This is a genomic window from Streptomyces phyllanthi (genome assembly GCF_009377205.1).
Lineage (GTDB): Bacteria > Actinomycetota > Actinomycetes > Streptomycetales > Streptomycetaceae > Streptomyces > Streptomyces phyllanthi.
This window is the reverse complement of the sequence record NZ_VJZE01000086.1, coordinates 18,914-27,389: the sequence shown is the minus strand read 5'-3', so window position 1 is coordinate 27,389 and position 8,476 is coordinate 18,914. Positions and strand designations below refer to the sequence as shown.

General features: G+C 72.7%; 7 protein-coding genes. 4 read left to right on the top strand and 3 right to left on the bottom strand.

Going from position 1 to position 8,476, the window contains the following annotated elements; translation table 11 throughout:
• Window positions 1–121: 121 nt before the first annotated feature.
• Window positions 122–2,395 (bottom strand): helix-turn-helix domain-containing protein, encoded by a 2,274-nt coding sequence (locus FNH04_RS15300; RefSeq protein WP_152784476.1) that lies wholly within the window; start codon window positions 2,393–2,395, stop codon window positions 122–124.
• 109 nt (window positions 2,396–2,504) lie between these two features.
• Between FNH04_RS15300 and FNH04_RS15295 the strand changes: the two genes are divergently transcribed.
• Together FNH04_RS15295 and FNH04_RS15290 are read left to right on the top strand one after the other, a co-directional pair.
• Window positions 2,505–3,188, top strand: a complete 684-nt coding sequence (locus tag FNH04_RS15295) for an esterase/lipase family protein (RefSeq protein WP_152784474.1) — start codon at window positions 2,505–2,507, stop codon at window positions 3,186–3,188.
• 146 nt (window positions 3,189–3,334) lie between these two features.
• Entirely contained in the window at window positions 3,335–4,003 is a 669-nt protein-coding gene (locus tag FNH04_RS15290) for a class I SAM-dependent methyltransferase (RefSeq protein WP_152784472.1), read from the top strand.
• Window positions 4,004–4,091: 88 nt separating this feature from the next.
• Here the strand turns inward: FNH04_RS15290 and FNH04_RS15285 are convergent, their stop codons facing one another.
• On the bottom strand, window positions 4,092–4,466 hold the full coding sequence (locus FNH04_RS15285) for a fic family toxin-antitoxin system, toxin component (protein ID WP_152784470.1): 375 nt from the start codon (window positions 4,464–4,466) through the stop codon (window positions 4,092–4,094).
• A gap of 4 nt (window positions 4,467–4,470) precedes the next feature.
• Window positions 4,471–4,707, bottom strand: a complete 237-nt coding sequence (locus FNH04_RS15280; RefSeq protein WP_152784468.1) for a toxin-antitoxin system HicB family antitoxin — start codon at window positions 4,705–4,707, stop codon at window positions 4,471–4,473.
• 250 nt (window positions 4,708–4,957) lie between these two features.
• Between FNH04_RS15280 and FNH04_RS15275 the strand changes: the two genes are divergently transcribed.
• Together FNH04_RS15275 and FNH04_RS15270 are read left to right on the top strand one after the other, a co-directional pair.
• Window positions 4,958–5,875, top strand: coding sequence for an ABC transporter ATP-binding protein (locus FNH04_RS15275; RefSeq protein WP_152784466.1), 918 nt, complete (start codon window positions 4,958–4,960; stop codon window positions 5,873–5,875).
• Between the two features lie 4 nt (window positions 5,876–5,879).
• Complete coding sequence (locus FNH04_RS15270; protein WP_322723100.1) at window positions 5,880–8,447, top strand: ABC transporter permease; 2,568 nt, start codon at window positions 5,880–5,882, stop codon at window positions 8,445–8,447.
• Window positions 8,448–8,476: the final 29 nt, after the last annotated feature.

Below are 8,476 nucleotides of genomic sequence, written 5' to 3'. Positions count from 1 at the left end.
CTCCACCCGTCCGGCGCTTGGGGACGAGGCCGTTCAGGCCGACGGCGGGGGTCTGGGGGCTGCAGCCCCCAGGGACGGGAAGGGTAGGGGCGGCGGGGGCGAGTACAACCACCCCCACAGCTCAGTCGTCGCCGTCCCCCAGCAGCCGCACCAGCTCGATCCGTGACCGGATCCCCAACCGGGTGAAGACCCCCCGCAGATGGTGGTCGATGGTCCGTGGGCTGAGCAGAAGTCGGGCGGCGATCTCACGGTTGGTGGCGCCCTCGGCCGCCATACGGGCCACCATCAGCTGCTGGGCCGTGAGACGGGCGGCGAGGTTCTCGGGCCCGCGCGGGGAGGGGTCGCGTTCGCCGAGGGCGCGGAGTTCGGCCCGGGCCTGGGTGGCGCAGTGTGCGGAGCCGAAGTGCTCAAAGGCCTCCAGGGCGCTGTGGAGGCGGTCGCGGGCCTGGGTGCGGTGGCGCAGCCTGCGGAGCGCGGCCCCGAACAGCAGTTCCGTCCGGGCGCGTTCGAAGTCGCGGGTGCCGGAGGCATGCAGGTCGAGGGCCGTGCGGTAGTGCTCGACGGCCTCCTCTCCCGTGGCGAGCAGGGCACGGCAACGGGCGCTGAGGGCGAGGTCGTCGGGGCTGCGGACGGTGCGGGCCCAGTGGTCGTAGTCGGCGTGCGCGGCGCGGGCCACGCGGGTGTCGCCGGTACGGACGGCGGCCTCGACGTAGTGCGGGGTGGCGATATGGCGGATGGCGCGGTGGCCGTGCCCGGGGCCGAACCCGGCGAGGGCACGCAGCCGGGCGGCGGAGGCAGCGTAGCGGCCGGCGCCGAGGTCCAGGACGGCGAGCGCGAACATGGCCAGGGCGGCGGGGAGTCCGAGTCCGCGCGCCAGGGCGTACGAGCGGGCGGCCTCGGCACGCTCGCGGCAGACCTCCTCGTCGCCGGTGATGGCGGCGAACATCGCGAGGGCGGCCTGGAGATGACAGGCTCCGTTGTCCTGACCGGTGGCGTACGCCTGCCGCAGCGCCTCTACCGCACCGGCCTCGGCGGCCCGTGGGCGCCCGGTCCAGAAGTCGGCGTACACGCGGAACTCCATGGCCTGCGGGACGGTGACCGCCTCGCCCCTTCCCCGGGCGGAGGCGGCGGCCCGCACGGTGGCGGCGGCGGCCCGCGTGTGGTCGCCGAGGAGCAGCGCCGCGATCCCGGCGTGGATCAGCAGGGTGGGGTCGCCGCCGGTCCCGCAGCGGCCGGCGGCGAATTCCAGTGCCTCGCGCGCGTCGTCGTACCGGCCCTCGAACGCGGCGGCCAGCCCGCCCAGCGTGCCGGGCGGCACGATGCCGAACCGGTCGGCGACGGCGGCGGCCTCACGGCAGCGGCGCAGATCGCCCGTGTAGACGGCGGCTTCGGTGGCACGTGCCAGCAGATGCACGGCGGCGCCGGAGTGTCCGTCACCCGTGTACCGGCCTGTACCTGACGGGTCCTCGCTCGCTCGGGCGACGGTGGCGTGCGCGACCGTCGCCGTGAGCAGCGCGTCGAATGCCTCGGCCGCGTTCCCCGCGCGGAGGGCGAGCAGCCCGCCGAGGGCGTCGTCACCGGTGGGGGCCGTGAGCCGGCGGGCGCGGTCGCCGTCCCCCGCCCGCCAGGCGTCGGCGGCGGCACGGACGAGGAGCCGGGTGCGCTCCGCCGGGTCGGGCGAGAGCACGGCGGCGCGTTCGGCGAGGGCGCAGGCCAGGGCGGGTTCGCCGGAGCCGCGCGCGTCCCGTGCCGCCTGGCGGAGTTCGGCCGCGAGCCGGCGGCTGGGGCCGAGGGCGGCGGCGCCGCGGTGCCAGGAGCGGCGGGGGCCCTCGCTCTCGCCGCGCAGAACGCGGGCGAGGAGTTGGTGGGCGGCACGGCGGTCGGCGGCGGACGCGGTCTCGTACGCGGCGCCGCGGATCCACGCGTCCCGGAAGACGATCCCGCCGGGCGTGGTGTGGGCGAGCCCCGCGGCCTCGGCGGCGTCGAGATGCCGGGTGTCGAGCCGGGCGGCGGTCACGGCGCGCAGGAAGGCGTGTGACGGGACCGGGTACTGGTCGGCGGCGGCGAGCAGCAGCAGGAGCCGGGTGTCGTCGGGCAGGGCCCGGACCTCCCCGCGGTGGGCGTGCAACAGCGCGGGCGCGAGCGCGGCGGGTTCGGCCGGGAGCGGGTCGAGGCCGGTCAACTGGCGCTCGGTCAGCACCGAGGCGAGTGCAGCGGCGGCGCGCGGGTCGCCATGGGCGGCACGCAGCACGCGGACACGGACGCCCTCGGACAGCGGGGCGTCCGCGCGCACGCCCTCGGGCAGCGGGGCGTCGAGGCTCGGCCACGCGCGGGTGGGGGGCGGTGGCAAGCGATGCGGAAGTTGTGGGGGGTTCACCGGAGTCACCACGCTCATCACGTTACTTCCGAGTTAACCGACAGGTAAAGACCGGCGATTTCACCGATGCGGCGCGCGTAGACCCCACCTGACACTCCAGGCAACCCCACCCGTACCAGGAGGCAACATGCAGCGCCGCATGCGTCGCATCGCCACGGCCCTCGCGGCCACGGCCTCAACTCTCCTTCTGTCGCTGACCCTTTCCGCTCCCGCTCGGGCCGCGACCCACAATCCCGTCGTCTTCGTCCACGGGCTCAGCAGTTCGTCGAGCAGCTGGGACGAGTGGCGCGGCTACTTCCAGGCGGACGGCTACACGTCCTCGGAGGTGTACGCCGTTTCGTACGACTGGTCGAAGTCCAACGCCACGACGGCGGCGCAGCTGCGCACCGAGATCCAGAACGTGCTCGCGCGGACCGGCGCGTCGAAGGTCGACCTGGTCGTCCACTCGATGGGCGCGCTCAGCTCCCGCTACTACCTCAAGAACCTCGGCGGGACGACGTACGTCGACGACTTCGTCTCCACCGCCGGAACGAACCACGGGACGACCGTCGCCGGGTGGTGCCGGTGGCTCTACACGTCCTGTGCCGAGATGTACACGGGCAGCTCGTTCCTGAGCTCGCTCAACTCCGGTGACGAGACTCCGGGCAGCGTGTCGTACGCCAGTTACTGGTCGAACTGCGACGACGCGCTCACCCCGGACACCACCGCGATCCTGAGCGGGGCGACGAACGTCGAGGTCGGCTGTATCTCGCACCAGGACATGAACAACGACTACGGGGTGTACCAGCAGGTGCGGAACTTCATCGCCTGACGCACCCGTCCCGCCCGTGCTGCCGGGCCCGGCCATCCTTCCGCCGGGCCCGGCAGCACGGGTGCGCCCGGCGGGCGGGCGGCGGGTGAGCAGGGCCCACTCTGGGGAGAATCGCGGTAACTGCCGCCCTCTCCGGGAGGTCCGCCATGGCCCGCGCCACGAAGGACGCCGTGCACCACCCCCTCTTCGCCCGGTTCTACGCCCGCTTCAGCGTGGCGGCCGAAGGGCAGGTGGGCCGCTACCGCGCCGAGCTGCTCGCCGGACTGTCCGGGCGGGTCATCGAGATCGGCGCGGGGAACGGACTGAACTTCCCGCACTACCCGGCCACCGTCTCCGAGGTCGTGGCGATCGAGCCGGAGCGGCTGCTGCGCCGGCTGGCGGTCGACTCGGCCCTGCGCGCCGGTGTCCCGGTCGATGTCGTACCGGGCGCCGCGGAGGCGCTGCCGGTCAAGAGCGAGGCCTTCGACGCGGCCGTGCTGTCGCTCGTGCTCTGCAGCGTGCGGGATGTGCGGCGGACGCTCGCGGAGGTACGGCGTGTGCTGCGGCCCGGCGGTGAGCTGCGGTTCTTCGAGCACGGCAGGGGCGGCGGGCGCGCGATGACGGCGGCCCAGAGCGTGCTGGACCGCACGGTGTGGCCACTGCTGTTCGGAGGCTGCCACACGGCACGGGACCCGATCGGTGAGATGCGCTCCGCCGGGTTCGAGGTCGGGCCGTACCGGAGTGTGATCGTGCCGGAGAAGGGGCCGCGGGTGCCTACCTCGTACTGCGTGCTCGGTGCGGCCCGGCGGCCCGAACTCGACGAAGGGGGCGGCTGAGGCATCCCTCGCGGCTGAGGCATCCCTCACGGCCGCGGGCCCGTTGTGGCTGGTCGCGCAGTTGCCCGTACCCCTTTCGAGCGCGGCCTCACAGGCTCCACCTGCGCAGCTCGCCCGCGATGTCGCTCACCGTCGCCTCGCCGCTCTTCACGAGTCTGGCCAGTTCCCGTACCTGTACGGGCGAGGTGGTGACCTTCACGCCGCTGGCCACCAGGTAGGCGTACGCGACCGCGGAGGCGAACAGCGCGTTGGAGCGCTCCAGTGCCGGGACGTGCAGCAGGAGTTGGAGCAGTGCGGCGGCGCGGGCGTGCGGGGTGTCGTAGACGGGGATGTCGAAGATCTCGGCCTGGTGCCGGGCGACCGCCGCGACGAGGGCGCCCCAGTCGGTGACCTGGGGGTCTCCGGGCGTCTTCTGTTCGGCGACCATCAGGAGCCAGGCGAGGTCGATGCTGAGATTGCTCAAGGGATCAGTGCTGCCCTCGGCGGCCCTCGTGTTCCTCGCCGAACTCCTCGGCGAAGACGGTCTCGTACTGCTTCATGAAGTCGGCGGCGGCCTCCACGAAGGTGTGCCCCACCTCGCCGGTGTCCTGTCTCACCAGTTCTTCGATGTAGCGGTTCACGCTCATCCCGCGCTCCAGGGCTCGCTCGCGGGCGGCGCGGGCCGTGTCCTCGTCCACCCGTACGTTCAGCTGGGTCTTGGCCATACCTCGAAGCTAGCGCCGGAGTGCTAGCAGGGCAAGAGGCCGGGGAGGTCCGGGCTCGTCCGGCCGTGCCGACCGAGATCCGATTGAGTGCCCCTTACATGCACATCAGGGACCCGACCTGCGATGGAGGGCACCTCGGACTTCTGGGGGATATCGGGTGTGCCCTTGATCACACTAGGCTCGGCCGGGGACACCGGAGTCCGTCCCCGGGAGACATCGGATTCGACCTGGTCCGACCAAGGAGGCCGCCTTGCCCACAGCTGCTCCGGAGCACGCCCCCGGCCGAGCGGAGGCCGACGGGATCGCCGCCCGCGCCCGCGGCCTGACGAAGGCGTACGGCTCCGGCGAGACGACCGTGCTCGCCCTCGACTCGGTGGACGTGGACATCGCGCGCGGCCGTTTCACCGCCGTCATGGGACCGTCCGGCTCGGGCAAGTCCACGTTGATGCACTGCCTTGCGGGGCTCGACACCGTCTCGGCCGGTCAGGTGTGGCTCGGCGAGACCGAGATCACCGGGCTGAAGGAGCGGGAGCTGACCCGGCTGCGGCGGGACCGGATCGGGTTCATGTTCCAGTCGTTCAACCTGATCCCGACCCTGACCGCGGCCGAGAACATCACGCTCCCCATGGACATCGCGGGCCAGAGGCCCGACCAGGCGTGGCTGAACGAGGTCATCGACACCCTCGGGCTGCGCGCCCGCCTCAAGCACCGCCCCTCACAGCTGTCCGGCGGCCAGCAGCAGCGCGTGGCCTGCGCCCGCGCGCTCGTCTCCCGCCCCGAGCTGATCTTCGCGGACGAGCCGACCGGCAACCTCGACTCCCGGGCCGGCCTGGAGGTGCTCGGCTTCCTGCGCCAGGCGGTCGACAACCTCGGCCAGACCGTCGTGATGGTCACCCACGACCCCGGCGCCGCCGCCCACTCCGACCTCGTGCTCTTCCTCGCGGACGGGCGCATCGTGGACGAGATGGAGCGTCCGACCGCGGAGGCGGTGCTGGAGCGCATGAAGCGCTTCGACACGGTCCGGGCGGTGTTCGACGGCGGGGACGCACCCGCCGACGCGTCTCCCGGTCCCGCCCCCGGCACGGCTTCCGGCCCGGCGCCCGGCACATCTTCCGGACGGTCCCCCGAAGAGTCCGAAGAGTCCCCCGAGTCCCCCGACAAGGACTGAGGCCGTGCTCAAGGCGACGCTCCGGAACTTTCTCGCGCACAAGGGCAGACTGCTGCTCTCCGCGCTGGCCGTGGTCCTGTCCGTGGCGTTCGTCGCGGGCAGCCTGATCTTCTCGGACACGGTCTCGCGCACCTTCGACCGGCTGTTCGCCTCCACGTCGGCCGATGTGACCGTGACTCCGAGGGAGGACCTCGACTCGCAGATCCCGTCGGGGGCGACCCCGACCGTGCCCGCGTCGCTCGCGGAGCGTGTCGCCCGCGTCGACGGCGTCGCGGACACCCATGTGGACGCGTCCGTGGAGGGCGTCACGGTCGTCGACAGCGACAACGAGTCGGTCGGCCCGACGACGGGCGCCCCCACCATAGTCACCAACTGGTACGTCACCGACCGCAGCCCGGTGAAGCTGACGTCCGGGCACGCGCCGGAGGGACCCGGCCAGGCGCTCCTCGACGCGGACACCGCGAAGAACAAGAGCGTGAAGATCGGCGACACCCTGACGGTGCTCGCCCAGCCGGGCTCCTTCAAGGTCGAGGTCGTCGGGATCGCCACCTTCACCACCACCAACCCCGGTGCCGCGCTGCTCTTCCTCGACACCCCCACCGCACAGACCGAACTGCTCGGCTCGTCCGACGCCGCCACCGGTATCTCGGTCACCACCGCGCCCGGCGTCAGCGACGCCGTGGTCAAGCAGCGCATCGCCGACGAGCTCGGGCGGAACGCGTACGAGTACCAGACCGCCGACGAGCAGGCCGAGTCGGCGGCGGCCGACCTGGGCGGATTCCTCGACGTCGTCAAGTACGTCATGCTCGGCTTCGCCGGGATCGCCGTCCTCGTCGGCATCTTCCTGATCGTCAACACCTTCTCGATGCTCATCGCCCAGCGCACCCGCGAACTGGGCCTGTTGCGCGCGCTCGGCGCCGACCGGCGGCAGGTGCGCCGGTCGGTCCTCGTCGAGGCGACGCTGCTGGGCCTGGTCGGCTCGACCCTGGGCCTCGCCGCGGGCATCGGGCTCGCCTTCGGACTGATCGCGCTCATGAGCGCCTTCGGGATGAACCTCAAGTCCACGGAGATCGTCATCGGCGTGGCCACTCCGGTCTCGTCGTACGTCGTCGGGGTCGGCGTCACCTTCGTCGCGGCGTATCTCCCGGCGCGGCGCGCGGCGGCCGTGTCGCCGATGGCGGCGCTCGCGGACGCCGAGATCGCCGGGGTGGGGCGGCCGCTGAGGGTGCGCGCGGTGGTCGGCTCGGTCGTCGGGGCGGCCGGTGCCGCCGCGCTCGTGGGGTGCGCCGTGTCCACGGACACTGGGTCGGCGGCGTCGCTGCTGGGCCTCGGCGTGGTCCTGACGCTCATCGCGACCGTGATCGCGGGACCGCTGCTGGTACGGCCGGTGATCCGGGTGCTGGGCGGAGCCTTCCCCGCCCTGTTCGGCACGATCGGCCGGATGAGCCAGCGCAACGCCCTGCGCAATCCGCGCCGTACGGGCGCCACCGCGGCCGCGCTGATGGTGGGGCTCGCGCTGGTCGGCGGTATGTCCGTGGCGAGCGCGTCGATGACCAAGTCGTTCGACCAGGAGATCGACCGGACGCTGGGCGCCGACTTCGTCGTCCAGAACCAGAACTTCATGCCGTTCCCGCAGGAGGTCACCGACAAGGTGCGCGACACGGACGGGGCCGGGCTGGTCGTACGGCAGCGGTTCGCGCCGGTCGCGGTACGGCTGCCGGACGGCGACCGGATCAAGACGACGGCCGCCGCCTACGACCCGAGGCTCGACGAGGTCGCCAACGTCACCTACGCCAGGGGCGACACCGCCGCCGCCCTCGCGGACGGCGCCATTGCCATGGACGTGGACTTCGCCAGGGACCACGACGTGACGATCGGCAGCACGATCCCCGTGGAGTTCCAGGCCGGGCGGAAGACCGAGCTGAAGGTCGCCGCGCTCACCGACCAGGGGACCTCCGACGGCTTCGGCATGCAGGGCGGGCTGTACTTCGGCTTCGGCACCGTCGAGAAGTACGTACCGGACGGCCAGGACTCGGCGCTGTACGTCAACGCCGCCGCCGGCACCGGCCCCGACCAGCTCCGCTCACGCCTGGAGGCGTCCCTCGACCCGTACCCGCAGGTGCAGGTCCGCGACCAGGCCGACTACAAGGAGCTGGTCCGGGGCCAGATCGCCGTACTGCTCTATCTGGTGTACGCGCTGCTCGGGCTCGCGATCGTCATCGCCGTGCTCGGCGTGGTCAACACCCTGGCCCTGTCGGTGGTGGAGCGCACCCGGGAGATCGGGCTGCTGCGCGCCATCGGGCTCGCCCGCCGGCAGCTGCGGCGGATGATCCGGCTGGAGTCCGTGGTGATCGCCGTGTTCGGCGCGGTCCTGGGGCTCGCACTGGGGCTGGTCTGGGGCGTGTGCGTCCAGCAGGTGCTGGCGCTGCAGGGCATGAAGGCCCTGGCGATCCCCTGGGGCACGGTCGTCGCGGTGGTCGTGGGGTCGGCGGTCGTGGGCATCGTGGCGGCGCTGCTGCCCGCGCTGCGCGCGTCGCGGATGAACGTACTGGCAGCCATCGCGCACGAGTGATGTACTCGCCTGGCGCACTCAAGTCCCTT